Source organism: Rhizobium sp. 18065 (genome assembly GCF_902706095.1).
Taxonomy (GTDB): Bacteria; Pseudomonadota; Alphaproteobacteria; order Rhizobiales; family Rhizobiaceae; genus Allorhizobium.
Window position 1 is genome coordinate 1 of record NZ_CACSJP010000010.1, and the last position, 24,410, is coordinate 24,410.

The 24,410-nt window shown below is 60.4% G+C and carries 23 protein-coding genes, 1 tRNA gene and 1 pseudogene; 8 read left to right on the forward strand and 17 right to left on the reverse strand.

All coding sequences use genetic code 11. The features are described from left to right. The first annotated feature begins 50 nt into the window (after nucleotides 1-50). From GVK95_RS20030 to GVK95_RS20040, 3 genes are all read left to right on the forward strand, one after another. Nucleotides 51-127: transfer RNA gene (locus tag GVK95_RS20030), tRNA-Met, on the forward strand. Between the two features lie 79 nt (nucleotides 128-206). Further along, a complete protein-coding gene (locus tag GVK95_RS20035) occupies nucleotides 207-692 on the forward strand; it encodes a hypothetical protein (RefSeq protein ID WP_159952465.1) in 486 nt (161 codons plus the stop codon). A 61-nt stretch (nucleotides 693-753) separates the two neighbouring features. Further along, a protein-coding gene (locus tag GVK95_RS20040) for an IS3 family transposase (RefSeq protein ID WP_159952466.1) occupies nucleotides 754-1,853 on the forward strand; the annotation gives its coding sequence in 2 pieces (ribosomal slippage) (nucleotides 754-1,006 and nucleotides 1,006-1,853; 1,101 coding nt in all). A gap of 104 nt (nucleotides 1,854-1,957) precedes the next feature. Here the strand turns inward: GVK95_RS20040 and GVK95_RS20045 are convergent. From GVK95_RS20045 to GVK95_RS20090, 10 genes and pseudogenes are all read right to left on the reverse strand, one after another. Continuing rightward, a pseudogene (locus GVK95_RS20045) lies at nucleotides 1,958-2,314 on the reverse strand (transposase); the annotation flags it as partial. Nucleotides 2,315-2,407: 93 nt separating this feature from the next. Next, complete coding sequence (locus GVK95_RS20050) at nucleotides 2,408-3,712, reverse strand: TRAP transporter large permease (RefSeq protein WP_159952467.1); 1,305 nt, start codon at nucleotides 3,710-3,712, stop codon at nucleotides 2,408-2,410. After that, nucleotides 3,709-4,212, reverse strand: a complete 504-nt coding sequence (locus GVK95_RS20055) for a TRAP transporter small permease (RefSeq protein ID WP_159952468.1) — start codon at nucleotides 4,210-4,212, stop codon at nucleotides 3,709-3,711. Before GVK95_RS20055 ends, GVK95_RS20050 begins: the two co-directional genes overlap by 4 nt. Nucleotides 4,213-4,218: 6 nt before the next feature. Next, entirely contained in the window at nucleotides 4,219-5,199 is a 981-nt protein-coding gene (locus GVK95_RS20060; RefSeq protein ID WP_159952469.1) for a TRAP transporter substrate-binding protein, read from the reverse strand. A 202-nt stretch (nucleotides 5,200-5,401) separates the two neighbouring features. Continuing rightward, nucleotides 5,402-6,310 carry an alpha/beta hydrolase gene (locus GVK95_RS20065; protein ID WP_159952470.1) on the reverse strand — a complete coding sequence of 303 codons (909 nt, stop codon included), beginning with the start codon at nucleotides 6,308-6,310 and terminating at the stop codon, nucleotides 5,402-5,404. A 10-nt stretch (nucleotides 6,311-6,320) separates the two neighbouring features. After that, complete coding sequence (locus GVK95_RS20070) at nucleotides 6,321-7,316, reverse strand: ABC transporter permease (RefSeq protein ID WP_159952471.1); 996 nt, start codon at nucleotides 7,314-7,316, stop codon at nucleotides 6,321-6,323. Then, nucleotides 7,313-8,827 (reverse strand): sugar ABC transporter ATP-binding protein, encoded by a 1,515-nt coding sequence (locus GVK95_RS20075; RefSeq protein ID WP_159952472.1) that lies wholly within the window; start codon nucleotides 8,825-8,827, stop codon nucleotides 7,313-7,315. The genes GVK95_RS20070 and GVK95_RS20075 overlap by 4 nt, the downstream gene beginning before the upstream one ends. Beyond that, on the reverse strand, nucleotides 8,827-9,822 hold the full coding sequence (locus GVK95_RS20080; RefSeq protein ID WP_159952473.1) for a sugar ABC transporter substrate-binding protein: 996 nt from the start codon (nucleotides 9,820-9,822) through the stop codon (nucleotides 8,827-8,829). The genes GVK95_RS20075 and GVK95_RS20080 overlap by 1 nt, the downstream gene beginning before the upstream one ends. 117 nt (nucleotides 9,823-9,939) lie before the next feature. After that, nucleotides 9,940-11,124 carry a LysR family transcriptional regulator gene (locus GVK95_RS20085; RefSeq protein WP_159952474.1) on the reverse strand — a complete coding sequence of 395 codons (1,185 nt, stop codon included), beginning with the start codon at nucleotides 11,122-11,124 and terminating at the stop codon, nucleotides 9,940-9,942. Next, the gene (locus GVK95_RS20090; protein WP_159952475.1) at nucleotides 11,121-12,029 is read right to left on the reverse strand and encodes a DUF1932 domain-containing protein; all 909 of its coding nucleotides are present in this window, start codon (nucleotides 12,027-12,029) and stop codon (nucleotides 11,121-11,123) included. Before GVK95_RS20090 ends, GVK95_RS20085 begins: the two co-directional genes overlap by 4 nt. Nucleotides 12,030-12,194: 165 nt before the next feature. On the opposite strand from GVK95_RS20090, the gene GVK95_RS20095 reads away from it, so the two are divergent. The 4 genes from GVK95_RS20095 to GVK95_RS20110 are packed head-to-tail and all read left to right on the forward strand — an operon-like array spanning nucleotide 12,195 to nucleotide 15,638. After that, nucleotides 12,195-12,929, forward strand: coding sequence for a PIG-L deacetylase family protein (locus GVK95_RS20095; RefSeq protein WP_159952476.1), 735 nt, complete (start codon nucleotides 12,195-12,197; stop codon nucleotides 12,927-12,929). Nucleotides 12,930-12,949: 20 nt separating this feature from the next. Continuing rightward, the gene (locus GVK95_RS20100; RefSeq protein ID WP_159952477.1) at nucleotides 12,950-13,912 is read left to right on the forward strand and encodes a VOC family protein; all 963 of its coding nucleotides are present in this window, start codon (nucleotides 12,950-12,952) and stop codon (nucleotides 13,910-13,912) included. Between the two features lie 3 nt (nucleotides 13,913-13,915). Then, entirely contained in the window at nucleotides 13,916-14,587 is a 672-nt protein-coding gene (locus GVK95_RS20105; protein WP_159952478.1) for a 4-carboxy-4-hydroxy-2-oxoadipate aldolase/oxaloacetate decarboxylase, read from the forward strand. Beyond that, nucleotides 14,580-15,638, forward strand: a complete 1,059-nt coding sequence (locus GVK95_RS20110; protein ID WP_159952479.1) for a 4-oxalomesaconate tautomerase — start codon at nucleotides 14,580-14,582, stop codon at nucleotides 15,636-15,638. The genes GVK95_RS20105 and GVK95_RS20110 overlap by 8 nt, the downstream gene beginning before the upstream one ends. Nucleotides 15,639-15,830: 192 nt before the next feature. On the opposite strand, the gene GVK95_RS20115 is transcribed toward GVK95_RS20110, so the two are convergent. From GVK95_RS20115 to GVK95_RS20145, 7 genes are all read right to left on the reverse strand, one after another. After that, nucleotides 15,831-17,519, reverse strand: coding sequence for an ABC transporter ATP-binding protein (locus GVK95_RS20115; RefSeq protein ID WP_159952608.1), 1,689 nt, complete (start codon nucleotides 17,517-17,519; stop codon nucleotides 15,831-15,833). A gap of 17 nt (nucleotides 17,520-17,536) precedes the next feature. Then, nucleotides 17,537-18,481: an acetamidase/formamidase family protein gene (locus GVK95_RS20120; protein WP_007607640.1), complete on the reverse strand. Its 945-nt coding sequence runs from the start codon at nucleotides 18,479-18,481 to the stop codon at nucleotides 17,537-17,539. 104 nt (nucleotides 18,482-18,585) lie between these two features. Continuing rightward, a complete protein-coding gene (locus GVK95_RS20125) occupies nucleotides 18,586-20,193 on the reverse strand; it encodes an ABC transporter substrate-binding protein (RefSeq protein WP_159952480.1) in 1,608 nt (535 codons plus the stop codon). Between the two features lie 26 nt (nucleotides 20,194-20,219). Then, a complete protein-coding gene (locus GVK95_RS20130) occupies nucleotides 20,220-21,140 on the reverse strand; it encodes an ABC transporter permease (RefSeq protein ID WP_159952481.1) in 921 nt (306 codons plus the stop codon). Further along, entirely contained in the window at nucleotides 21,140-21,988 is an 849-nt protein-coding gene (locus GVK95_RS20135; RefSeq protein WP_007607644.1) for an ABC transporter permease, read from the reverse strand. Before GVK95_RS20135 ends, GVK95_RS20130 begins: the two co-directional genes overlap by 1 nt. Next, nucleotides 21,976-22,569 (reverse strand): ANTAR domain-containing protein, encoded by a 594-nt coding sequence (locus GVK95_RS20140; RefSeq protein ID WP_159952609.1) that lies wholly within the window; start codon nucleotides 22,567-22,569, stop codon nucleotides 21,976-21,978. Before GVK95_RS20140 ends, GVK95_RS20135 begins: the two co-directional genes overlap by 13 nt. Beyond that, complete coding sequence (locus GVK95_RS20145; RefSeq protein ID WP_159952482.1) at nucleotides 22,569-23,705, reverse strand: transporter substrate-binding protein; 1,137 nt, start codon at nucleotides 23,703-23,705, stop codon at nucleotides 22,569-22,571. Before GVK95_RS20145 ends, GVK95_RS20140 begins: the two co-directional genes overlap by 1 nt. A gap of 389 nt (nucleotides 23,706-24,094) precedes the next feature. Here GVK95_RS20145 and GVK95_RS20150 point away from each other — a divergent pair, with 389 nt between their 5' ends. Further along, entirely contained in the window at nucleotides 24,095-24,391 is a 297-nt protein-coding gene (locus tag GVK95_RS20150; RefSeq protein WP_159952483.1) for a hypothetical protein, read from the forward strand. Nucleotides 24,392-24,410: the final 19 nt, after the last annotated feature.

Sequence of the window (24,410 nt, forward strand, 5' to 3'; positions counted from 1 at the left end):
CGCCAACGCAAAAACGTTGGCGTGTCGCGCAAACCAAAGTTTGCGCTTGGCGCGGGGTGGAGCAGCCCGGTAGCTCGTCAGGCTCATAACCTGAAGGCCGCAGGTTCAAATCCTGCCCCCGCAACCAATGAAACTTGTAAGTTCGACCATTCCAAATATTTACTTCTAAGCTCCTCGCCATAACGGTCGAGGAGCTTTTTGCGTTTATGCTCCGTATCGATCTCACCGGAAGCGATCCTGGCAACGAAATCGTTCTGCGCGGCGGCCACGAACTGCTGTTCCATCAGGTCCATGACATCCATCTGGGCGAAGATGGCGGCGATCAGTCCGTGGACCTGCAGGGATGCCGGCTGATGGCCGGGTGTCTTACCGATCACCACGGTCTGCACGAGCTGACGCACGATTGGCATCAAGCCACGCTTGGCATGTTCGTTTCCGTTCCCACGTGCCATTGTCATGAGATTGCGCATCCAGACTGCTGTCTGCTCCGGATTATGGCGTCGGCGGAGGTCTTCAATCTTCGCGAGCATATCGGGCTCGGAGGTGTCGAACTCTGCAATCATCTCTGTAAGCGAAAGCCGGTCGTTCTCAAGCTTGTCGAGCGTGTCATCCAATGCCAGCAGTCGAGGCCGACCCTCGACTGCCCGGTCTGTGATCTGCTGGATGATGTTCTGCTGCTTGCGCTCCAGTGACCTGAGACCCTGAACTTCCTCCAGAATTTGGTAGAGTCCGTCACAACCAGGAGACGGACGAATGAAGCGTTCACGGTTCACAGAAGAACAGATCATCGGGATTTTGAAGGAGCAGGAGGCGGGTGCGAAGACAGTCGATGTCTGCCGCAAGCATGGCATCTCGGATGCAACCTTCTACAAATACAAAGCGAAGTATGGCGGCATGGATGTGTCAGATGCCCGCAAGCTGAAGGCGCTTGAGGACGAGAACGCCAAGCTGAAGAAGCTCTTGGCCGAAGCCATGCTGGACAACGCGATCCTGAAGGATGTCGCTGCAAAAAAATGGTGACGCCCGATGTGAAGCGGAATGCGGTGGCTCATGTCTGTGCGCAGCATGGAGTGAGCCAGCGTCGGGCGTGCGAGGTTCTGTCGGTGGATCGGTCGAGCATGCGATATCGCAGCGTGCGGCCGGACGATGCGTCCATTCGGGAGGCGATGAAGAAGGTGGCATCCGAACGCCGCTGCTTCGGTTATCGCCGCATCCACGTCATGCTCGACCGGCAGGGGATGATCATGAACCTGAAGAAGCTTCGACGTCTCTATCGGGAGGAGAAGCTGACGGTGCGCAAGCGTGGCGGCAGAAAGCGAGCCTTGGGGACAAGGCGTCCTCTGGCTCTGCCCTCACGCCCCAATGAGCGCTGGAGCTTGGACTTCGTCAGCGATGCCTTCACCGATGGTCGTCGGTTCCGTGTTCTGGCGGTGGTCGACGACTTCACCCGCGAATGCCTGTGCTTGGTCGCCGATACATCCCTGTCGGGCGCAAGGCTTGCCCGTGAACTGGATAGTCTCATCGCCAGACGCGGAAAACCGAGGACGATTGTCTCGGACAACGGGACGGAGATGACCAGCATGGCCATCCTCAAATGGTGCCAGGAAACCAAGGTCGAATGGCATTACATCGCCCCCGGCAAGCCGATGCAAAACGGCTTCGTCGAAAGCTTCAACGGCAGCTTCCGCGACGAGTGCCTGAACGAGACGCTGTTCTCGTCACTCGCTCAGGCCCGCGCCGCAATCACTGCATGGAAGGAGGATTACAACAGAAACAGACCGCACTCGTCGCTGGGCAATATCACACCCAGCGAGTTCGCAATGAAAATGGCTATGGAAAAACAGGCCGCATGAGGCCAGATTAAAAAACCAAGACTCTCCCCAAAACTGGAGGGAGGTCGGGTCTCAGGTCAACCAATATGCACCGGTCCGTCGGCTGGAAGCTGGGGACCGCGCCGCCTGTTGGGTGATCGCCACGTCTGCGCCCGTCGGCTAAGCGTGGTATGGACGGGGACGGCGAGCGCCAGCCCCATCAGTTGCAGCAGCGATGCCAGAAAGCCTTCGGCCTGGCGCAGTCGTAGACCGAACACCATGCCCAGCGTCAAGGCGGTCTCGATCGCAAGATCGGAATAGCGCGGCTGACCGCCGCGGGTCTTGCGTCGTGGGGCATCCCAATAGCCAAGCGCTTCCGGCGTCAGCCACAGGGTCAGGCTGCCGCGTTCGCGTAGCCCCGCCTCATATTCCGGCCAGTTCGTCACCTTGAATTTCATCTTGCCTATACGATGGCGGCGTGAAGAATTGTGTTTGAAAGGCATGGCTGCGGCAACCGGTTATCGAGATTGCAGCTCGCCTACACCACCATCGCTAAATGATCCGTGCACCAAGCCGATGGGCAGGTACTTCTGCTGTCACCCGTACATCGAGTTCGGCAGGAAAAGCGCGATCTGAGGAAAGATGATGATCAGGATCAGCGCAACAATCATTGCCAGCAGGAACGGGAACACTCCCCGGAAGATCGTCGATAGCTGCACGTCGCCTGCCACGCCGCGAACCACAAAGACATTCATTCCCACCGGCGGCGTGATCATTCCCATCTCGATGACGATCACCACGATGACACCGAACCAGATCGGGTCGAAGCCGAACGACATCATGATCGGATAGACGATAGGCACCGTGACCACCAGCATCGCCAAGCCATCCATGAACATTCCAAGCACGACATAGGCAAGGATGATCACGATGAGGGAGCCGTATGCCCCAAGGCCAAGGCCCTGGAGCCCGGTGCCGAGAAAATCGGGTATCCGCGTCACGGCGAAAAACGGATTGAGCACATTGGCGCCGATGACGATGATGTAGAGCATCACCGAGGTCTTGAGCGTGTCCTGAACGGCGGCCCAGAAGGTCTTCAGCGTGATCGAGCGAGTTATGAAAGCAAGCAGGATTACCAGCGCTGCACCGACGCCCGAGGCTTCTACCGGCGTGAAGACGCCGACGTAGATGCCGCCGATCGAAAGCACCATCACGCCCAGCAATGGCGCAGACTTGCCAAGCGTGGAGATTTTTTCCGCCAGGCTCATGGCTCTCCCGCGCGGGCCGGCTTCCGGACGGAAGAAACAGACCAGCCAGACCACCAGCATAAACAGCGCAGTCAACATCAATCCCGGTATGACGCCGGCCATGAACAGGCGGCCGATCGACTGTTCCGTGAGGATGGCATAGAGCACGAAGCCGGTCGAAGGTGGGATCAGGAAGCCGAGCGTGCCGCCGGCGGCGATAGCGCCGGTCGAAAGGCCCGAAGCATAGCCAAGCCGCTTCATTTCCGGCAGGGCTACTTTTCCGAGCGTCACGGCGGTGGCAACCGAAGAGCCGCAGACGGCGGCGAATGCCGCACAGGCGAGAACGGAGGCCGAGGCCAAGCCGCCCCTGAAACGTCCGACCCAGGCATAGGCGGCATCATAAAGCCCGGAACTGAAGCCTGCGGCGGAAGACACGTTACCGAGGAGCACGAACATCGGTGCAACGATCAGCGAATAGGACGCGACAGTGGAATAGCTTTCCGTGACGACAACACCGCTGGCGGAGCGAAAACCTTCCAGAATCCACATGCCGAAAAAGCCGACGATCATCATCGCGAAGGCAACAGGCGTGCGCAGCAGCATCAGCAGAAACAGGCAGCCAATGCCAATAAGGCCTATGGAAATCGGCGTCATAGTTCTCTTCCTCTGACGACGATGAGCACCAGCTCCACTGCATAGACGACGAGGCATAGTGATATGCCGGCCACCAGGATGGCGTAGAACGGCCACATGGGTATCTGCAGCATGTTGGTGGTATCGCCATATTCATGAGCATCGAGCATTTTTTCCCAGGCCCGGTTTGCCAGGATTGCGAAGACGAAGCCGGACAGGAGGCGGGACAGCACGTCGCCGCCGAGACGGCCCCAGTGGCCCAGCACATGGTCGAAAATATCCACTCGCACATGGGCTCCATGCGCTGTCGCATAGGGTAGCGCGAGCATGATAACGGCCACGCCGGTCATCTGAACAATCTCGTCGGATCCGGTGATCGGGCTGTTGAATAGGTAGCGGGTAAGCACGCTTATTGTGATCACCACCACCATGAAGAGAAGGCTGACGCCCGCAAGCGCGGACAGCGTCTTGGTGGCGCGGTCAAGCAACCGCGCCAAACGGGGTACTGAAAGTTCAGACATCGAAGGTCACTTTGTTTTCAGGGCTTCGGCAATTTGAGCCGCTTTTTCACCCAGGTCGCTGACGACCTTCTGTGTTACTCCGTCCGAGATTGTGTCGAATGGGGCTGCCTGTTCGGGAGTAAGGTGGATCACATCCTTGCCGGGCAGAGCTGCGAAGGATTCGATGCCGGCGGCTGCGACACGCAGCTGCATTTGCTGCCCGTTGGCCGAGGCCTGCTTGCCTGCGGCCTCGACGACTGCCTTCTGCTCGTCGCTCAAACCGTCCCAGGCATCGCGGTTCATGACGACGAAGAACGGCGAGTTCGTCGTCTTCATGCCGAGCGTGATCGAGTTGGCCACCTCTCCAAGGCGGAAGGCCTTTGTCGCTGTGCCGTCGATCATCGCAGCGTCGATAACTCCCGTCTGCAGGGAATTATAGACGTCGCTTACCGGCATCGACACCGGTGTTCCACCCCAGGCTTCGACGAGTGTGCCGGTGTTGCGCGAGGGAACGCGGACCTTCATGCCCTTGATGTCTTCGAGGGTGCGGATCGGCTTCTTGGCGCTGTAGATGATGTTTTCGGCGCTAGACCACAACGCGACCAGCTTGACGCGCTTGTATTCGGGCTGGAACAGATCGAGGTTCTTCCAGATTGCCTCGGTACCGGTCTTTTCATCGATGATGCCGGGAAGTTCGGTGACAAGCGTCAGCGGGAAGGTCGAGGCAGTGTAGCCCGGCAGGCTGATCGAAAATTCCGCCACGCCATCAACGGCGCGCGAATATTGCTCGGCGGGGCCGGCACCCAGTTCGCCGCCATTGTAGAGCTGAACCTTGATCTCGCCCTTGGTCCCATCCTCCACAGCCTTTGCGAAGGGAGCGAAGGTGCTCTCTACGTAAGGGTGGGTCGGGGCCATGAAATTGGCGAATTTCAGCGTCTCGGCCGTCGCGGTGTTCAGCGTCAGCCCCAGCCCGAACAAAGCTCCGGTGATAGTTGATATAGTGCGCATGTCTTCTCCTCCCATTGACCTGCAAGACTATTTGCAATTGCTCAAGGTTCTGAAGCCATAGGCGGTTCAAAGCCAATTCAAAGACGTCGAAGCTTCATAACCAACCGCTATAGCGACTTCCAACGCCACCTGCTCCAACGGCCTGATTCGCAGCAAGTGCCGCAGGTTCTCGGTATAAGGAGGATCGATTTGAATGGCGGGGTTAGCGGCGCGCAAGCTGCGTCAGAAATTCGATGACATCATTGATGACGTCGTCCCGTTCGAATTCCGGGCCTGCATGCCCTGCATTCTCCACGAACCGCAGATGCGCCGTGCCGGGGCCGGCGACGCTATTGATCAGGTGCGCGAAATGGACGGAATGCTGCACCGGAACAATGGGGTCCTTCGGCGCGTGCTGGAACAGGAAAGGCGGGCAGTCCGGCGTCAGCCAGGTCTCGGGATTTGCAGCACGCACAGTGCCCGGAATGTCCGTGATCTTGCCGCCGAGCAGTTTCGATTCAGGGCTGTCGGCGTCGCTGTGGTCGGCGGTGCCGGCTAAAGTCTCCGCGAAATAGTCGTCCATCTTGAGGAAATCGGTCGGGCCGAACCAGGAGATGACTGCCTGGACCTCTGCGCTTTCCTCCGGCCAGCCCATGTTTCGGTCTTCCAGCACGGGCACGCCGGCGCTGGTACCAGCAAGCATGGCGAGGTGGGCACCAGCGGAAGCCCCCCAGATGCAGAACAGCGCCGGATCGATTCCGAGATCGACGGCTTTTCCTCTGAGGCAACGGATCGCCGCCTTGACGTCGCGGATCTGCGCCGGGAAGCGGGCTTCCGAGGATAGGCGGTAGTTGATCGAGGCCAAGGCGAAGCCGTGGTCAAGCAGCTTCAAGGGTGCGTTCAGCTGGATGTCGCGCTTGTCGCACATCATCCAGGCGCCGCCATGCACGAAAATCACCAGCGGCCAGCCCTTTGCCGGCGCGGTGCCCTCGGGAAGGTAGAGGTCGAGTGTCTGGAAGGACGATGCATCGGCGTAAGCGATGTCGCGATGGATGTTTTTCACATGGCCGACGTCGGCTAAGGGCAGCACATAGATGCCCTTAGGGCCTTCGGGGGTGTTCGGATCGGGCATCATCAGGTCCTTATGCGGCGCGGCGAACGGGTCTGGCTGTCTTGTAATAGGTGTCAAAACCGACCGCAGCCAACAGCACGAGGCCCTTGACGATATATTGGGCGTAGGTGTTGAGGCCGACGAGCTGCATGCCGTTGGCAAGCACGCCGAGGATGAGCACGCCAGTGACCAGACCCCACATCTTGCCCTCGCCACCCTTGAAGCTGATGCCGCCGAGAACCGCAGCGGTCATGCAGGTGAATTCCGTTCCCGGACCCGTCGAAGATGCTGCCGATCCCGAGCGGGCAAAGAGCACGATCGCGGCGATCGCAACGAAGAAGCTGCAGAGCGCATAGACGAAGACCTTCACCTTCGTCACCGGAATGCCGGAGAGGTAGGCCGCGTCTTCATTGCCGCCGATGGCATAGATCATCCGTCCTGCGGAGGTGATGTTGAGGATGAAACTGGCGATGGCGACACTCGCCAGCATCAACAGAACGCTGACGGGGATAGTGTGGGCGATATAGCCCTGTCCGATGAACTTGAACGAGGGCGGAAGGTTGATGATCGCGGATTGCTGGCTGACGATGTAGGAGGCACCCTGGAAAACCGTCAGTGTGCCGAGCGTGACGATCAGCGAATGCACCTTGAGCATGATCGAGGCGAAACCGTTGATGAACCCCATGAGGATACCGCAGCCGATCCCGACAGCAATGGCCAATGGCACGGGTAATGACAGCCACATCATGCAGACGGCTGTGACGACGCCGACGACCGACATCTGGTAGCCGATGGAGAGATCCATCCCGCCCGAGATCATCACGAAGGAAAGACCGACGGCGGCGATGATGACGTAGGAATTCTGGACGAAGATGTTGGTGAGGTTCTGCAGAGTCAGAAAATAGGGTGACAGAAACGAGAAGAGCGCGATCAGGCCGAGAAGCACGAACAGAATTGCGTATTTCTTGAAAATCCCGAGCGCGATCGAAACCGTCGGCGAGGAAGAGGTGGTTTGTTCAATCATCATGCTGCGATCCCATCTGTCAGTCCCGAGGCGAGTTCCATGATCCGCTCCTGCGTACATTCCGCACGCGGGAGGATGCCGGTCACACCGCCTTCATGAAGGACGAGAACGCGGTCCGACATGCCGAGAAGTTCGTCCATATCCGACGTGATCATCAGGATCGCGTAACCCTCCGCCGCCAGATCTGTCATCAGTCGGTAGATTTCGCCGCGCGCGCCGACATCGATGCCACGCGTCGGCTCGTCGAAGATCATCACATCGGTCCGGCTTGCGAGGATCTTGGCGATCACCACCTTCTGCTGGTTGCCGCCGGAGAGCGCGCCGACGCGCTGCTCGATACTCGGTGTCTTGATCCGCAGCTTGCTACGGTATTCCTCCGCGAGACTTGTTTCCCGGAATTTATCGATGCCCAGCCTTCCTTTCAGCCACTTCAGAGCACCGATAGAGATGTTCCATCGGACAGGCTGGTTGAGGAAGCAGCCTTCTTCTTTGCGGTTTTCGGGGACAAGGCCGATGCCGGCCGCGATGGCCTCCTTCGGGCTGGAGAAATGCACGGGCTTGCCGTGCAGCCGGATTTCACCGGATTCGCGATTCTCCGCGCCCATGATTAGCTTGGCGAGTTCAGTGCGGCCCGCGCCGATGAGCCCGGCAACACCGAGTATTTCGCCCTTGTGCAACGTCACCGACACGTCGCGGTCGCCATTGCCGCTGAGGTGGTCGAGTTCGAGCGCGGGAATGTCGGTCGGCGGCTGGCGCTGCGGGTAGGTTTCGCTGAGCGTTCGCCCGACCATCATGCGGATCAGGGCATCACGGTCTGTGCTGCCTGTTTCCACTGTGGCGATGTGGCGTCCGTCGCGCAGGACGCTAACGCGATCGGAAAGAGCAAAGATTTCATCCATGCGATGCGAGATATAGAGGACGCAGGTGCCGGCATCGCGCACCTTGCGCACCACGCGAAACAGGTTCTCGACCTCGGCGAGCGAGAGTGGCGCTGATGGCTCGTCCATCACCAGTATTTTTGGCTTCTTGGCGAGTGCCTTTGCGATTTCCACCAGTTGCTGCTGTGACGAGGACAGGTCGCGCACCAGCGTGTCCGGGTCGATGGCGACATTCAGCTCGTTGAACAGAGCCGTCGCCTTGGTTCGCATCGCAGCGTAATTGGTCCGCCAGCCGCGATGCGAACCGAGGAATACATTTTCCGCCACGCTCAAGGTCGGGACGAGGTTGAATTCCTGATAGATCACCTCGACGCCGAGTATCCGCGAGAGGGCGGGTGAGACGGCGGTGAAGCTCTTGTCGCCATAAACGATCTCGCCGGAATCCGGCGTTACCGCTCCGGCAATGCTCTTGATCAGGGTCGATTTACCGGCGCCATTCTCGCCCAGAAGCGCATGGACTTCGCCGGCATGGAAATTGACGCTGACATCCTGCAGCGCCACCACGCCCGGATAGGTCTTGGTGATGTTGCGCAGAGAAAGGATCGTTTCCCTGACCGTGGTGTTTTCAATGGACATCAGGCGCTCTTCGGATAAGCCTTCTTGATGCTGTCCTTGATCCACGTGCCGTGGCTAGTCTTGCCCTCGGACAGATCCTTCATCAGCGTGTAGGTTGCGACTTCAAGCGGAACCTGTTGGCCGTCAAGGGTAGGACCAACAATCTGCATGGTGCCACGGAACACCGAATTGCCGGTTGCCGAGGCATCGATCGTTTCTTGGACGGGCGGAGACCAGTCACCGGTAAACACGCCGAACTTGTCGCGGTCGAGACCGCCCTGGCCCATCATGTATTCGTTGACGCCCATGGCGGTGTCGGCATTGTAGGTCAGCACGCAGACGGTGTCCGGGTTCTGCAGCCACAGCGTTTCCATGACCGAGGTGCCGGAAGCGGTTGTACGGGCTTCGGTGGGGGACGTCACCAGGTTGGCCTTGCCCCATGCGTTCATCTTGTCGAGAATGCCCTGGCTGCGGTTGTTGGCATCGACTGTGTCGGTCGCGCCGATGACGATCACCTTCGGGCGCGCGTCGTCAGTCGGCAGGCCGTCTTCTTTGCCATTGGTGGAGAACGTCTTGGTCAGCCACTCCATGGCCATTTCGGCGATCTGCTCACCGCAATTGTGCTGGTCCATGTTCATCATGACATCGTAGTAGGTGGTGTCGGTGCCCGCGACGAGCACCTTGATGCCTTGCGCCTGGGCGCGCTGGATGATCTCCTGAACATTGTTGGGATCGACCGGCATGATATCGATGACCTTCACCTGCATGGCGATAAAGTTCTCGATCTGCTCCATTTGCTTGACCGGGCTCATACCCGCGTCAGCGATTTCGAGGCGCCTGCCGTCGGCTTCGGCGAGCTTCTTTACCTCGCCCGTCAGCCAGCCGAGGAAGGGATTGGTGGTATCGGGCACCGAGTAGCCGAAATCCACGGTGGCGGCTTTCGCCTGCCGCAAGGAAAGCGTCGACGTCAGCGTCAAGCCGGCAACGCCTGCCATAAATTGTCTACGATTGGGCATTGAAACCTCCCGATCACGGCAAGCCATGATGCCGTGCATCCTCCAGAACTGGCCGTACCTTGGCTTTTGGGTGGGAGGGTTTCCAATTAGATGTAAGGATCTGGTTATAAGGTTTGGCTATGAACCATGACTTGTCTTGGTCTTGGCTTCGGTGCGGACGTCGTCCAGAAACGCCGCTTGTGCAGCAGTCGGCAGCCAGCCTTTGCGGGTGGTTAGGCCGATAGGGCGTGAGGTATGAGCCAGATCGAATGGTAGCGAGGCCATAAGACCGCGCTCGATTTCGGCAGATGCCTGGCCGCCGGAAATGAAGCCGAGATGGTCGCTGCGGTCGAGCAGTTCGCGCATCAGGATCAGCGAGCTGGACTCGATCACGCTTGTCGGCCTAGGCAGATGTCCCTGAAAAAGGGCCTCGAAATGCGTCCGGATCGGTGTGCCTGATGTGGCCACTACCCAAGGGTAGGATGCAAGGTCGTCAATGCTGACCGGGGATTTTCCTACCAGCGGATGGTTCTTGCCGGCCACGATCACAACCGTGTCCTTGAACAGCGTTTCCTGTTCCACATCATCGATCGGCAGCGGATTGCGCATCGCTCCGATCAGAAAATCAAGTTCGCCACGCCTCAGGCCGCCGAGCAGTTCGGCATAGACACCCTCGACAATCTTGATCGGCAGCTTGGGCCGCTTTTCGCGGAAGCTTGCGATTACCGAGGGTAGGATGGACGACCGCGACAGCGGCATTGCTCCCACGACGATGACGCCGGCCTCTTCGGCGCGGGCTTCGGCAAGATCCGCCTCCGCTTGCTGCAATTCGGCAAAGGCGAGACGGGTCGCCTGCGCCAGGTTTTGCGCCAGACGCGTGGCCACCATGCCGTAAGAAGTACGTTCAAACAGGGGGCGTGCCGCTTCCCTCTCAAGCTGGCTCACGGCTCGGTGCACGGTGGGCTGCGCCACGCCCAACTGGCGGGCGGCAAGCGTGAAATTTTCCAGTTCGCGAACCGCAACCAGTGCCTCCAGCTGCGCCGACGTGGCGGTAACCTTCAGTCGCGAGGCAAGTTCGGTCAGCGCCGGATCGAGATAGGCGAAGGCACGCCGCGCACGAACTGCCAGCAACTTGCCCTCATCGTTGACGAACAGGCCATGCGTCGAGCGGGTAAACAGGGGATAGCCAAGCATCTTTTCGATCTTGGATATGGCTTGCGTTACCGCCGGTTGGGACACGCAGCAGATTTCTGCCGCGCGGGTGACGGAGCCCGTTTCCACCACGGCCAGGAAAACGCGCAGGTGGCGCAGATTGTACCTCATCGAAACGCCGCAGCTCCCTTTGCCTTTTCCTCGTCCATTCGCAAGAGAATGCTGTCAGACCGGCTAGCAAGATCGGTGCCATCGACAGGGACAGACAATGCGGCGATCTCGTCCTGCCACTCGGCAATGGCGGACGACATTCTGTCTGCCAGGCCAAGGTCGCGCACCGTGGCGGCCACTTCGCGCATCTCTGCGGCGCGGCGTGCTCCATGCACCATCATCCGTTCGAGATTATAGGCACTGCGCTTGGCCCAGTCGATGCCGGGATCCGAGGCTTGCAGCGAGGCTAGCACGGCCTCCTCCACGCCGGCGCGGCGGGCGGCCAGCATCGATTCCGCCGTCAGGGCCTCCAGGCCCTTGATGATGACCGAACGCAGCATTTTGATCGATGATGCCTGACCGACTGTTTCGCCCGCAGGCTTTGGTTTCATCCCGAGATGTTCAAGCGCTTCGATTGCCGCTTCGCTGTGAGGGCCGGAGACCAACAGCGGCGTAAGTGCGCGTGCCGGATGCACGGGCGACATGACGGCTACATCGACATAACGCCCGCCCGCCATCTCGATCGCTTGCGCTGCTGCAACCTTTGTTGATGGAGAACAGGAATTACAGTCGAAATAGAGCGCCCCAGCTTTGATCTGCGTGGCGGCTTCTTTCGCTGCCACCAAGGCCTGATCCGCCGTCACCAGACTGAAGATGGCGATCGCTCCAGACAGTGCATCGCTGGAACTGCCGACGGCGTTGACCTCAAGTTCAGAACAGGCATCGAGGATCTGCGCCGATGCATCCGGATCGGCAAGCTTCAGGTCATAGGCAGCAAGAACTGCGCCATCGGGTCGCGTCCATCCGGATGCGAATGCCCGCGCTGCCTCACCGAATCCGAGTATGCCGATCTTGATGTGATTCATCGTCCGCTATCCTGAGAGCATTCTACGCGACGGGCTTCGTTCTAGATCAAGGTGCTGCGCCTCGCTATCGAATATAGCCAAAACTTATAGACGTGACATTGAAAGGAAATTGGCAAAGGCTGCGTTCGGAGCGACATACGGGGTGAAAAATAAGTGGAGCCTATGATGTCCAAAAAGAAGACCGCGCTGGTCATCAGCGCCCATGCCGCTGATTTCGTCTGGCGTTGCGGCGGCGCGATCGCGCTGCATGCCAAGCTCGGCTACGAAGTAACGGTCGTCTGCCTCTCCTTTGGTGAACGGGGTGAATCGGCCAAGCTCTGGAAGCAGCCGGGCATGACACTGGACAAGGTCAAGGCCGCGCGGCGTGCCGAGGCGGAAAAGGCGGCCGAGGCGCTGGGCGTGCACAAGCTCTTATGCTTCGATCTTGGCGACTATCCGCTGAAGCTCACAGATGAGGACAAGAACCGTTTGGTCGAGGTGATCCGCGAGGTGCAGCCGTCCTTCATGCTCAGTCATTCCCAATATGATCCTTATAATACCGACCATATGTACACGACCCAAGTGGTGCTCGAAGCGCGCATGATTGCCCAGGCCTGGGGCCACAATCCTGGCCAGAAGGTGCTCGGCGCGCCACAGCTCTATCTGTTCGAGCCGCACCAGACCGAACAGATGGGCTGGAAGCCCGATGTCTTCCTCGATATCACAGAGGTATGGGAAAAGAAGCGGGCCGCCATCGAATGCATGGAAGGCCAGGAGCATCTGTGGGAGTTCTATACACGGGTGGCACAGAACCGTGCCAACCACTTCCAGCGTAATTCCGGCGGACAGTCGGGCGGTCGGGCAGCGCTCTATGCGGAAGGCTTCCAGTCCGTGTTTCCGCGTACGCTCGACGAACTCTGAACCGTCTCTGGGAGAGAACCTTGGAACCCTGTTTTGACATCGCCCATCTCGCCCATGTCGAGATGTATACCGACAAGTTCGAAGAGAGCCTGAGCTTCTTCGTCAACGTCTACGGTCTGACCCTTGCCGGACAGGATGAGACCTCGGCCTATCTGCGGGCCTGGGATGATTACGAATTCCACACGCTGAAGCTGACACGTCATCACACGACCGGCATCGGTCACGTCGCCTATCGCGCGTCCTCCGAAGCGGCCCTGAACCGCCGCGTAGCAGCGATTGAGGCGAGCAAATACAAGGTGATCGGCTGGGTGGAGGGCGATCTCGGCCATGGCCGCGCCTTCCGGTTCGAAGATCCCTTCGGCCACGTCTTCGAAATCTACTGGGACACAGTGCGCTATACGCCGCCCGAGGAGGAGCGACCGAAGCTAAAGAACCTTGCGCAGCGCTTCCATGGCCGCGGCTGCCATCCCCGCCGTATCGACCACCTTAACCTGCTGGCCAGCGACGTCTCTGAATTTCGTCTGTTCATGGAAACCTGCCTCGGTTCCCGCGTGACGGAGATGATCCAACTCGACAACGGCCGGGTCGGTGGCTGCTGGTTTACTGTCAACAACAAGACTTACGATCTCGCCTGCACGGAAGAACATGGCAGCGGACACGCGCGCCTGCACCACGTCACCTACGCGACGGATACGCGCGAAGACATTCTGCGGGCTGCCGATATATTTCTGGAAAACGGCGTGCATATCGAGACCGGGCCGCACAAGCACGCGATCCAGGGCACCTTCTTCCTCTACGTCTGGGAGCCGGCGGGAAACCGGGTGGAGCTTGCCAATTCCGGCGCGCGGTTGATCCTCGCGCCCGACTGGCAGCCGGTCGTCTGGACCGAAACCGAGCGCAAGAGAGGCCAAGCCTGGGGCTTGAAAACCATCGAAACCTTCCACACCCACGGCACACCGCCGATCGAAAGCAAGGAGCACTGAGCCATGGCTGTGGTGGTGCAGAACATCAAGCGCGCCGATCAGGCAATCATCGACGGGCTCGCCAAGGCGGGTGTCGCGACCGTGCATGAGGCGCAGGGACGCAAGGGCATGCTTTCGAGCACCATCCGGCCAATCTATGCCGGTGCGCAGATCGCCGGTTCGGCTGTGACGATCTCGGCGGCCCCCGGCGACAACTGGATGGTGCATGTGGCAATCGAGCAGCTGCGCGAGGGCGACATTCTGGTGCTGGCGCCGACATCGCCCTGCGACAACGGCTATTTCGGTGATCTTCTCGCAACCTCGGCCATGGCCCGCGGCTGCCGCGGCCTGATCATCGATGCCGGCGTGCGCGACATCCGCGACCTGACCCACATGGGCTTTCCCGTCTGGTCAAAGGCAATATCCGCGCAGGGCACGGTCAAGGAAACGCTTGGATCGGTCAATATCCCTGTGGTCTGCGCAGGCGCGCTTGTCGAGGCTGGAGATGTGATCGTTGCAGACGACGACGGCGTTTGCGTCGTCCGATGCAAGGAGGCGCAAGCCGTGTTGGCAGCTGCCGAAAAACGGCTTGCCAACGAGGAAGCCAAGCGAAAGCGGCTCGCCTCCGGTGAACTTGGGCTCGATATTTACGGTATGCGCGACTCGCTCGCCGCCAAGGGGCTCAGATATGTCTGAGGAAGGCATTCCCTGTCTGTGGATGCGAGGCGGCACCTCCAAGGGCGCCTATTTTCTCGCCAGGCACCTGCCGGCCGATCCGGCGGAACGTGATGCCCTGCTGCTGTCCATCATGGGGTCGCCCGACCCCCGTCAGATCGACGGCATCGGCGGCGCTGATCCGCTAACATCGAAAGTCGCGATCCTCTCTCCCTCGATCAGGCCCGATGCCGATGTCGATTATCTTTTCTTGCAGGTCTTCGTCGACCAACCGCTGGTCAGCGACGTGCAGGGCTGTGGCAACATTCTCGCGGGTGTCGGACCCGCTGCAATCGAGCGCGGGTTGGTGAAGGCTTCCGGCGATGTCACAGATGTCCGCATCCATATGCTCAATTCCGGCGAGGTCGCTGTTGCCAAAGTCGAGACGCCGGATGGCCGAGTGAACTACGCAGGGAAAACATCGATTGCGGGGGTGCCTGGTACCCATGCAGCCGTTCCCTTGCATTTCGCCGATATAGCCGGGTCAATGTGCGGTGCGCTTCTTCCGACCGGCAACGCGGTTGACATGATTGACGGGATCGAGGCGACGCTAATCGACAACGGCATGCCGTGCGTCATCATGCGTGCCGCCGATTTCGGCCTGACAGGTCGGGAGACGCGTGACGAGCTCGAGGGCAACCTTGAACTCAAGGCACGCATCGAGGCCATTCGCCTGCAGGCTGGACCTATGATGAACCTCGGAGACGTCACGAAAGCATCTGTACCCAAGATGACGCTGGTGTCTGCTCCAGTCGCGGGGGGGGCGATCTCCACGCGAAGCCTGATCCCGCATCGGGTGCATGCTTCCGTCGGGGTGCTCGCCGCCATAACTGTGGCGACGGCGACCCGGTTGACGGGCAGTCCTGCTGCAAAACTGGTCGTTGCGCCATCGGACGGCCGTTATGAGATCGAACATCCTACTGGAAGCATGGAAGTCTTCCTGCGACTTGACGAAGCTGGCAATATCAAGGGCGCCGGTACTATCCGAACGGCGCGGAAGCTCTTTGACGGCTATGTCTATTCATCTAATTAGAGCTAAGTTCCATAAATGTGGTTATCCCGCAAAATCCTGGTTTCGGCGCTGTTGTAGCGAGTTTTGTGCAAGTCTCCGTGCCATCAGGCCCCCGCAACCAGTTCATGCAAATGCAAGGCAATATAACAAAACCCCTGCGGACATCCCGCAGGGGTTTTTGCCGTTTTGGTCCCGCTGTGAGCGGCTTGCGGGCTAGCCGCGTCGATAGTGCAGGGGGTCCGCAACCGGGACGGCGGCCATCAGTAGGCGGGTGTAGTCTTCGCTGGGATCCTCGAAAATCTGCTGGCGTTTGCCGATTTCGATGATCCGGCCGCCTTTCATCACGGCGACATCATGCGACATCTTCTCGATCACCGCCATGTCATGCGAGATGAACAGGTAGGCCAGACCCATCTGTTCCTGCAGTTCCAGCATCAGGTCCAGAACCCTGGCGCGCACCGAAACATCGAGCGCGGCGACGCTTTCGTCGGCGACGATCAGCCTGGGTTCGAGTGCAAGCGCCCTGGCGATGCAGATGCGCTGACGCTGGCCGCCGGAAAACTCGTGTGGATAGCGGGACGCTGCGTCCGGCGTCAGCCCGACGCGTCTCAGTAGCATGGCAAGCCTGTCCTTGCGCTCGGATGCATTGCCGACCTGGTGGATTACCAACGGCTCGATGATCGCCGCACCGACGCTCATGCGCGGATCGAGCGACGCATAGGGATCCTGGAAAATCATCTGGGCCGAGCGGCGAATCGGGCGCATGGCGCGCGGAGACAGATGCCGGATCTCGTTGCCGTCGATCTTCACGCTGCCGGCAAACGGGATCAGGTTGAGCACCGCCTTGCCGGTTGTCGATTTGCCCGAGCCGCTTTCGCCCACGAGTCCCAGGGTCTGGCCGGCCTTGATCGAGAAGGAGACCGTATCGACGCTTGGCGTGACTGGCTTTGCCGTGCCGAACCAGGCAGCTTTTGCAGCGTAGGTGACACTCAGATCCCTGACCTCCAATACGGTGGTCGGTGTAGGGGTCGGGGTCGATACCGGTACCGGTGGCTGCGACACGCGCGGCGGAGCAGTCGTGCCGGCATGGGCGCCAAGCCTTGGCACAGCTGCGAGCAATTGCCGCGTGTAGAGTTCAGCCGGCTTGCCGAAGATGTCAAAGACGTTGCCCTGTTCGATGAGACGGCCATGCTGCATGATCGCCACGCGGTCGGCCATTTCGGCGACCACGCCCATGTCGTGAGTGATCATCAGGATCGAGGTGTTGAACTCGCGACGAAGTTCGCGCATCAGCGTCAGGATCTGTGCCTGGACGGTGACGTCGAGTGCTGTGGTCGGTTCGTCGGCAATCAGGACCTTTGGCCGGCAGGACAGCGCCATGGCGATCATCACGCGCTGGCGCATGCCGCCCGACAGTTCATGGGGATATTGCTTCATTCGTGCGGCGGCATTGCTGATCTGCACGGCATCGAGCATGGCTTTCGCCGTCGCTTCGGCGCCGCCGCCCCGATCGGCCTGATGCTCGCGGATCGTCTCGACCAACTGTTCGCCGATCGTCATGACCGGATTGAGCGAGGTCATCGGCTCCTGGAAGATCATCGCGATCTCGCCGCCGCGGATCCGGCGAAGCGCCCGATGGGAGATGCCGAGGATGCTGCGGCCTTCCAGTTCGATCGCCCCGGACGCCACTTTCAGCGATGCTTTCGGCAGCAGTCCCATGATCGACAGCGATGTCACTGACTTTCCCGAGCCGGATTCGCCAGCGAGGCAAAGCGTCTCGCCGGGGCCAAGGTCGAAGTTGACATGATCGAGAATACGCTTCAGGCCGTCCGGCGTGCGAGCGTCGACGGTCAGATCACGGACGGACAGGACCGGCGCAGACTCAGGCACAGATTCAGGCACGGGCAGGATATGCTCGTTCACGCGAATACGATCCGCGGGAAGTAGAAGGATACGACCCAATTCGGCATGTCGACGATCTCGCTGATCCTGAGATCACCGCAGACGGAGCAGAGCATATAGGCATCCACCGGGTTCAGCCCGTGGTCGGAAGACAGCAGGTCGACCATGCGCATGACGGCTTCGCGTGCGCCGGTCATCAGATCGGGTCCGATACCGGTGGTGACTTCATAGCCGGCGCCATCGAGATGGCGGGTGACAGGTTCGGTGGTGGTGAAGCGTGGTGACTTGAGATTGGCGCCTTTCACCAGATCGAGCGTCAATTCGACATTCATCTGGCTTTCGATCGCTGTGCCGCAGACTTCGCCGTCTCCCTGGGCGGCATGGGTGTCGCCGACCGAGAACAGGGCGCCTTCGACTTCGATGGGCAGATAGAGCGTGACGCCGGCTGTCAGGTCACGGATGTCCATGTTGCCGCCGACGCGGCGGGGCGGGACGACGGAATGCAGGCCGGTTTCGGCGGGTGCGACCCCGATCGTGCCGGTGAAGGGTTTCAACGGGACCCGACCGCCGGGGCCGAAGGCGGATGGCGCCATGCTCACCGTGTCATAGGACCAGACATGCAAAGCCGGGTCCTTGAACTGATCGGCCAGCAGGCCGAAGCCTGGAATGTTGGCGGTCCAGCCATGGCCGGAGGGGTGAAACTTGCGGATGGTCACCTTGAGTGCGTCGCCAGGTTCTGCGCCCTCGACATAGACCGGGCCGGAGACCGGATTGATCCTGCCGAAGTCGAGATTGGCCAGCGTCTCGAGTGTCGCGTCGCGGCCGATCTGACCGCCGGAGGAATCGAGGCACTCAAACAGGATTGTTTCACCGGGCTTCGCCGAAAGCGCCGGCGGGAAATCCCTGTTCCAGCCGAAATTGTGCTGAGCGCGGTGGATGGTATGGGTGCAGGCGACGCACATGGCAGGTCTCCGTTCAGCGGTTTTCAGTTCGTATTCGGTCCGTAGCCGGCCCCTCTCCATTGACGAGGAGGGGGGCCGGTTTCGGGGTAATCCGGCTTTATGTGTTACTTCACGAAGATCGCGTCGTAGTTGATGACGCGGGTCGGATCGATATAGATATTGTCCGGACCGCCCATGCGCGCCGACTTGGCAACCACACGGCGCTCATTGATGACCGGCACCCAGGGGGCGTCCGCCATGATGTCGGTGAAGATCTTGCCCCAGGCTGCCTGACGTTCTGCAACCTTGGCCGGGTCCGACATGGAATCGGCCTCGATCGCGCGCTTGTCGAGTGCCTCGTTGCAATACCAGGACCAGTTCCAGCCGCCCTGGACCGCGCCGCCGCAACCGAGGATCGGACCGTAGAAGTTGGACGGATCCGGGAAGTCGGCAATCCACGCCATGCCACCGGACCAGATCATCGGTGCTTCGCCTTCGGTGCCGCCGGCGGCAATGACATTGCCCTGTGCCAGGGCGCGGACTTCGGCCTTGATGCCGACCGCGGCGAGATCCTGCTGGATTGCCTGGGCGATGCGCGGCTGCGGATCGGTGTTGGTCGAAAAGAGCACGGTCTCGAAACCATCGGCATAGCCGGCTTCGGCGAGCAATGCCTTGGCCTTGTCGACGTCATAGCCGTAGCCGGTAAACGCCTTGTCGTAGCCCGGCATCAGCGGCGGAAGCGGCTGGTTGGCAGGCGTGGCGCGACCGTTCAGGATGCGGGTGATGCGCTCCTTGTTGATCGCCATGTTGACCGCCTCGCGCACTTTCACGTCGTCAAACGGCTTTACCTTGGTGTTGAGCGTGACATAGCCGGTGTGCAGCTGTTCGCCGTCGACGATCATCTGGGCGCCTTCCGGCGAATTCTTGATCTCGAGGAACTTGGCCGGCGGGATGCCATCGCCGGCAATATCGACTTCGCCCTTCTGCAGGCGCAGCAACGCCACCAGTGGCTCCTGACCAACTTCGACGGTGACGGAATCGATATACGGGACGCCCTTGATGTAATAGTCCGGGTTGCGCTCGAAGCTCAGCTTCTGGCCAATCGTCCAGTCCTTCAGGATCAGGGTGCCGGAGCCGACAGGCTTCTTGCCGAAATCACCGGCGGCGGCATCGACGGCTTCCTTCGGCACGACGGAGGCGAAGTTGATCGCCAGCACATGCAGGAAGGTGGCATCCGGGCGCGACAGCTTGAAGACGACGGTGCCGTCGTCAGGCGTCTCGATGCCCGACAGGGTTTCGGCTGTGCCGCCCGTCAGTTCGGCAAAGCCATTGATGGCGCCGAAGAAGCCGGCACCAGGCCCCTGGGTCTTCGGATTGATGGCGCGCTCGATCGAGTATTTGACGTCGGAGGCAACGACCTCGCGACCGTTGGAAAACTTGACGCCCTTGCGCAGTTTGAATTCATAGGTCAGGCCGTCGGGCGATACGGTGAAGCTTTCGGCCAGCGACGGGACCAGATTGGCCGTGCCGGGTTCGTAATCCATCAGACGGGAGAAGAGGCTCTTGATCATCGACCAGTTGACCCAGTCATAACCGATGGCCGGATCGAGTGTGGTGATGTCGTCCTTGTAGGTGACGACGATATCGCCGCCATTCGTCTGGGCCTGTGCCGCGATCGGGAGGATGGCCAGCACGGCTGCTGTCGTTGATGCGAGTAACCAGCGTTTGAACATTTCTCTGTTCCCCTTTTTGTTGTGTTTCAGTGTGAACGGATGCGTGGGTCGATCATCGGTGCGATGATGTCTGCGACGAGATTGCCGATGATGATGGCGAGGGCCGAAGTCAGCGTGACCCCCATGATGATCGGGATGTCGACCTGCTGGATGGCCTGCCAGGCGAGCTGGCCGATCCCGGGCCAGCCGTAGACGGCTTCCACCACCACGACGCCGCCCATGAACTGGCCGATATCGATGCCTATCATGGCGATGATCGGCAGGATGGCATTGGGAAGCGCATGGCGCAGCACGATGCGGCGGGCGGAAAGCCCCTTGGCCCGGGCGGTGCGGATATAGTCCTGATTGAGCACGTCGATCATCGCCGAGCGTGCCATGCGGGCATACCAGCCGGCACCGAGAATACCGAGCGTCATGGCCGGCAACACCACATGGGCAAAGCTGCCATAGCCGCTCATCGGGAACCAGCCGAGCGTTGCGGCGAACAGATAGAGTAAGAGCAGGGCGACGACGAATTGCGGTGCCGAGACGCCGATAAAGGCCGAGGCCATGACCAGCCTGTCGGTCCAGCCGCCGCGATTGAGTGCGGCTGTGATGCCGAGTGTCAGGCCGAGCACGACTTCGACAAAAATTCCGGCTGCCATCAGGACAAGGGTCGCCGGCAGGCGCGCGATGATCAGGGTGACGACCTGCGTTTTCTGGGCGTAGGAGCGGCCGAGATCCCCTTGCAGCAAACCACCGAGATAATGCAGGAACTGTGTCAGGAGCGGTTGGTCCAGTCCGAGTTCGTGCCGGATACTGGCCACCGTCTGGGCGGTGGCGCTGCGTCCGGCAATCATCCGGGCGGGGTCTGCCGGCAGGGCATAGAGAAGCACGAAGGTGATCGCGGCGACGCCGAGCAGGATGAGCGCCGATTGCAGCAGCCGTTTTGTCAGGACGCCCAGCATCAGCCCCTCCCGCGTTGTGTCGGATCGAGAATGTCGCGCAGGGCGTCACCAACGAGGTTGAAGGCGAGAGCGGTCACAAGGATGAGGGCGCCGGGGAAGAAGACCAGCCAGGGGGCTGCCTGGAAATAGCTCTGGCTCTCGAAGATGATATTGCCCCAGGAAGGTTGCGGCGGCTGGACGCCGACGCCGAGGAAGGAGAGTGTTGCCTCGAGCAGGACGGTGGTTGCGATGCCGAGCGTGCCCCAGACAATGGCGGTGGGGATCAGATGTGGCAGGATATGGCGGAACACGATGCGTCCGTGGCCGGCGCCCAGCGCGCGCTCTGCCATGATGAAGTCGCGCTCGACCAGGCCGCGGGTCTCGGTATAGACGATGCGCGCCACCTGGACCCAGTTGACCAGCGCGATCACCATGGCGACGATCCACAGGCTGGGCTTGAGGATGGCGGCCAGCACGATCGCAAGCAACAGGGCCGGGAAGGCCATCATCAGGTCGGTGCAGCGCATCAAAAGCGTTCCGACCCAACCACGCATGTAGCCGGCGGTGATGCCGACAAAAAGGCCGATGGTGACCGCGACACCATTGGCGACAAGGCCGATGATCAGCGAGGTCCGCGCGCCATAGAGCAGGCGGGAGAAGAGATCGCGGCCGAGGGTGTCGGTGCCGAGCAGGAACTGCCCGCCAGGCGGCATAGGCGCGCCTTCCAGTGTCAGGCCATCGAACATCTGGTTATCGGGATCGAATGGTGCGATCAGCGGTGCGGCGAGTGCCAGGATCAGGACGCCGAGAATTATGGCGAGCCCGAAGAGGGCGGAGGGTTGACGGGCGAGTTCCTTCAGCGCCCGCATTTGCCGACCTCGCGCAATGGTTCCGAACCGGCCAGGAAGAAGGCCGCGATCTGTTCGATCGGCAGACGGCGGCGCATGGCGCAATCCCTGAGGACGGAATAGGCGGCGTCCTCGTCGATCTGCCTCTCGCCGGTCAGCCGGGTGATGGCGGCATAGACGACCGGGCGCAGCTTCAGGCGTTCCTCCAGATGGGCAATCTGCCGTTCAGCGGAGAGGCGTGCTTCGTGGATCGAGACGGCAAGCACCAAGGCCGGGTAGATCGCGGATGCCGTGACCGGCTTGGCGATGATCGCGCCCGCGCCCTGGCGGATGGCCCAGGCGATCCGGCCCGGCGCTTCCGAGCCGAGCAGGGCGACGACCGGGCGGGTCGGCGTGCCGGTGTCCCAAGGCAGGAGTTCGTCCCAGCCACGGTCGGCATCGACAAGGATGAGTTCCGGCATGACGCTTGCCGAGATCGGGCTCCACTGGCAATGGACTTCGATGCCCAAAAGGCCCAGCTGTCGGCGCAGCCGCTCCGTGTTGCCATCCTCCTCGGTGAGGATTGTCGCTCGCCATCCGGTGAAATTCGGGGTCCGCGTGATCATGACACCACCCGCAGCTTCGGCTTGAGGGTCATGGTTGCGCCGGTGAGATAGGGATCCGCCGGCAGAGCCGGGCGGGTCACGATGACATCGAAGCCGTCATCAGGATTGATCTGGCCGAGCAGGAAGGGCAGGGCTGCGTGATTGGTGTCGCGATCGATGCGCATCTCCCCGAATAGCGTCGGCCAACTTTTTGAGACAATCCTGTCGCGGACCTTTGCCGGCTCTTCCGATCCGGCAGCCTCGATCGCTGCGATGCAGAGGCTCACGGCCGTATAGGCACTGGCAAAGACGCTTGAGACCTTGCGTTCGCCAGGTCTCCAGGTCTGCAATCTGGCCTTGAAGGCGAGGTTCTCGGCGGTGTCGAGGCTGTCGAAATAGGAGGCAGCGCAGAGCTGGCCGATACCGGCACCATTGTCGATGTCCGTCAATTCGCATTCCTGCAGGTCGCAGCTCGCGACCGGACAATTCCCGGGCAGGAAGGCCGGATCGCGCTCACCGAGCTTTTTCATGGCCTTGAGGAAAGCGTAGCTGGAGGGACCGATCAGATTGTTGAGAACGAAGCTTGGACGCTTTTCTGCGATATCGGCGATGATGCGCTCGACATCCGTCTCTTCCAGCGGCAGATAACGCTCGCCGAGAACCGAGCCGCCGACATTGTTGATCAGTTCGCGGGCCAGCCGGTTCATCTCCCAGCCCCAGACATAGTTGGCACCGACCAGATAGGGGCGTGCGCCGTGTCGCGGGATCAGGTGTTCGAATAGCGGGATCAGATGCTGGTTGGGACAGCCGCCGATATAGAGAACGTTTTCGTTGGCCTCGAAGCCTTCATAGGGGCACATGTACCACAGCAGGCCGTCGTGCTTTTCGACGAGGGGTATGACCTCCTTGCGTGCGGCCGAAGTGATTGTGCCGACGATGTGGCGGCAACCTTCATCGCGGATCAGGTGGCGCGCGCCTTCGACATAGGCAGCGAGATCGGCATGGGGATCGAAGAATGCCAGTTCGACCCTGGTGCCGCCGGCGGCGCGATAATCGTGATAGGCAAAATCGGCGCCATCGCGGGCATCGCGACCCATCGAGCCATAAGGCCCGGTGGTCGAATAGAGGATGCCGATCTTCACGGTCTCTTGCATCAGAAATCCAAACACAAAAAATCCCACAACGCGGTTCCCGGAAACCGGGGCGTTGTGGGGCGCTGTTGCCCTGCGACGGACGAGGTCATTTGATCAGTTCGGCAATATTTGCCCAGAACTTGAGCGTGATTAAAATACGGTCAAATAGTCTTTGTCAAGCGGATCCGCTGGCGACGCGACGGATGTTTCCATGCTTTCTCGAAGAGCAGCAGACAGGTTGTTTCCGTCGCGTGTGGAAACTCTCGGGCTTTTCCGGATCGTGGCAATTTGCGCGACTTGCCTGCCATCGCTGCAATCGACACACGCGAAGTGCGTTTCAGCACTTGATCCGCACGCGGGGGCACATATGATCCTTACATTCCTAAATTTTGCTATTCTGGAGGATTGATATGCGTGGCTTGCTCGGACTTTTTCTCTGCCTCATGCTGGCGTTCCCGGCAGCCACTCCGGCTGAAGCGCGGGTCAATATCAATATCTCCGTCGGCTCGAATGTCAGCAACGGGCGATCGATCACATGCCAGGAAGGGCGCAACCGGCTTCGTAGTAACGGCTTTCGCGATATCCGCACAGTCGACTGCCGTGGTCGTTTCTTTGTCTATCGTGCCACACGCGACGGCAGGCGCTTCGAGATCGCACTCAATCGCCACAATGGCCGTGTCGTCGACATGCGCCGCTCGGGACGGTAGGTGTTAAAATCGGCTTCCG

Excerpts from the sequence above, each read along its gene's own strand:
- GVK95_RS20035 (WP_159952465.1), top strand. The coding sequence starts at position 207 with ATGCTCCGTATCGATCTCACCGGAAGCGATCCTGGCAACGAAATCGTT.
- GVK95_RS20050 (WP_159952467.1), bottom strand. The coding sequence starts at position 3,712 with ATGACGCCGATTTCCATAGGCCTTATTGGCATTGGCTGCCTGTTTCTG.
- GVK95_RS20055 (WP_159952468.1), bottom strand. The coding sequence starts at position 4,212 with ATGTCTGAACTTTCAGTACCCCGTTTGGCGCGGTTGCTTGACCGCGCC.
- GVK95_RS20060 (WP_159952469.1), bottom strand. The coding sequence starts at position 5,199 with ATGCGCACTATATCAACTATCACCGGAGCTTTGTTCGGGCTGGGGCTG.
- GVK95_RS20065 (WP_159952470.1), bottom strand. The coding sequence starts at position 6,310 with ATGCCCGATCCGAACACCCCCGAAGGCCCTAAGGGCATCTATGTGCTG.
- GVK95_RS20070 (WP_159952471.1), bottom strand. The coding sequence starts at position 7,316 with ATGATGATTGAACAAACCACCTCTTCCTCGCCGACGGTTTCGATCGCG.
- GVK95_RS20075 (WP_159952472.1), bottom strand. The coding sequence starts at position 8,827 with ATGTCCATTGAAAACACCACGGTCAGGGAAACGATCCTTTCTCTGCGC.
- GVK95_RS20080 (WP_159952473.1), bottom strand. The coding sequence starts at position 9,822 with ATGCCCAATCGTAGACAATTTATGGCAGGCGTTGCCGGCTTGACGCTG.
- GVK95_RS20085 (WP_159952474.1), bottom strand. The coding sequence starts at position 11,124 with ATGAGGTACAATCTGCGCCACCTGCGCGTTTTCCTGGCCGTGGTGGAA.
- GVK95_RS20090 (WP_159952475.1), bottom strand. The coding sequence starts at position 12,029 with ATGAATCACATCAAGATCGGCATACTCGGATTCGGTGAGGCAGCGCGG.
- GVK95_RS20095 (WP_159952476.1), top strand. The coding sequence starts at position 12,195 with ATGTCCAAAAAGAAGACCGCGCTGGTCATCAGCGCCCATGCCGCTGAT.
- GVK95_RS20105 (WP_159952478.1), top strand. The coding sequence starts at position 13,916 with ATGGCTGTGGTGGTGCAGAACATCAAGCGCGCCGATCAGGCAATCATC.
- GVK95_RS20110 (WP_159952479.1), top strand. The coding sequence starts at position 14,580 with ATGTCTGAGGAAGGCATTCCCTGTCTGTGGATGCGAGGCGGCACCTCC.
- GVK95_RS20120 (WP_007607640.1), bottom strand. The coding sequence starts at position 18,481 with ATGTGCGTCGCCTGCACCCATACCATCCACCGCGCTCAGCACAATTTC.
- GVK95_RS20125 (WP_159952480.1), bottom strand. The coding sequence starts at position 20,193 with ATGTTCAAACGCTGGTTACTCGCATCAACGACAGCAGCCGTGCTGGCC.
- GVK95_RS20130 (WP_159952481.1), bottom strand. The coding sequence starts at position 21,140 with ATGCTGGGCGTCCTGACAAAACGGCTGCTGCAATCGGCGCTCATCCTG.
- GVK95_RS20135 (WP_007607644.1), bottom strand. The coding sequence starts at position 21,988 with ATGCGGGCGCTGAAGGAACTCGCCCGTCAACCCTCCGCCCTCTTCGGG.
- GVK95_RS20145 (WP_159952482.1), bottom strand. The coding sequence starts at position 23,705 with ATGCAAGAGACCGTGAAGATCGGCATCCTCTATTCGACCACCGGGCCT.
- GVK95_RS20150 (WP_159952483.1), top strand. The coding sequence starts at position 24,095 with ATGCGTGGCTTGCTCGGACTTTTTCTCTGCCTCATGCTGGCGTTCCCG.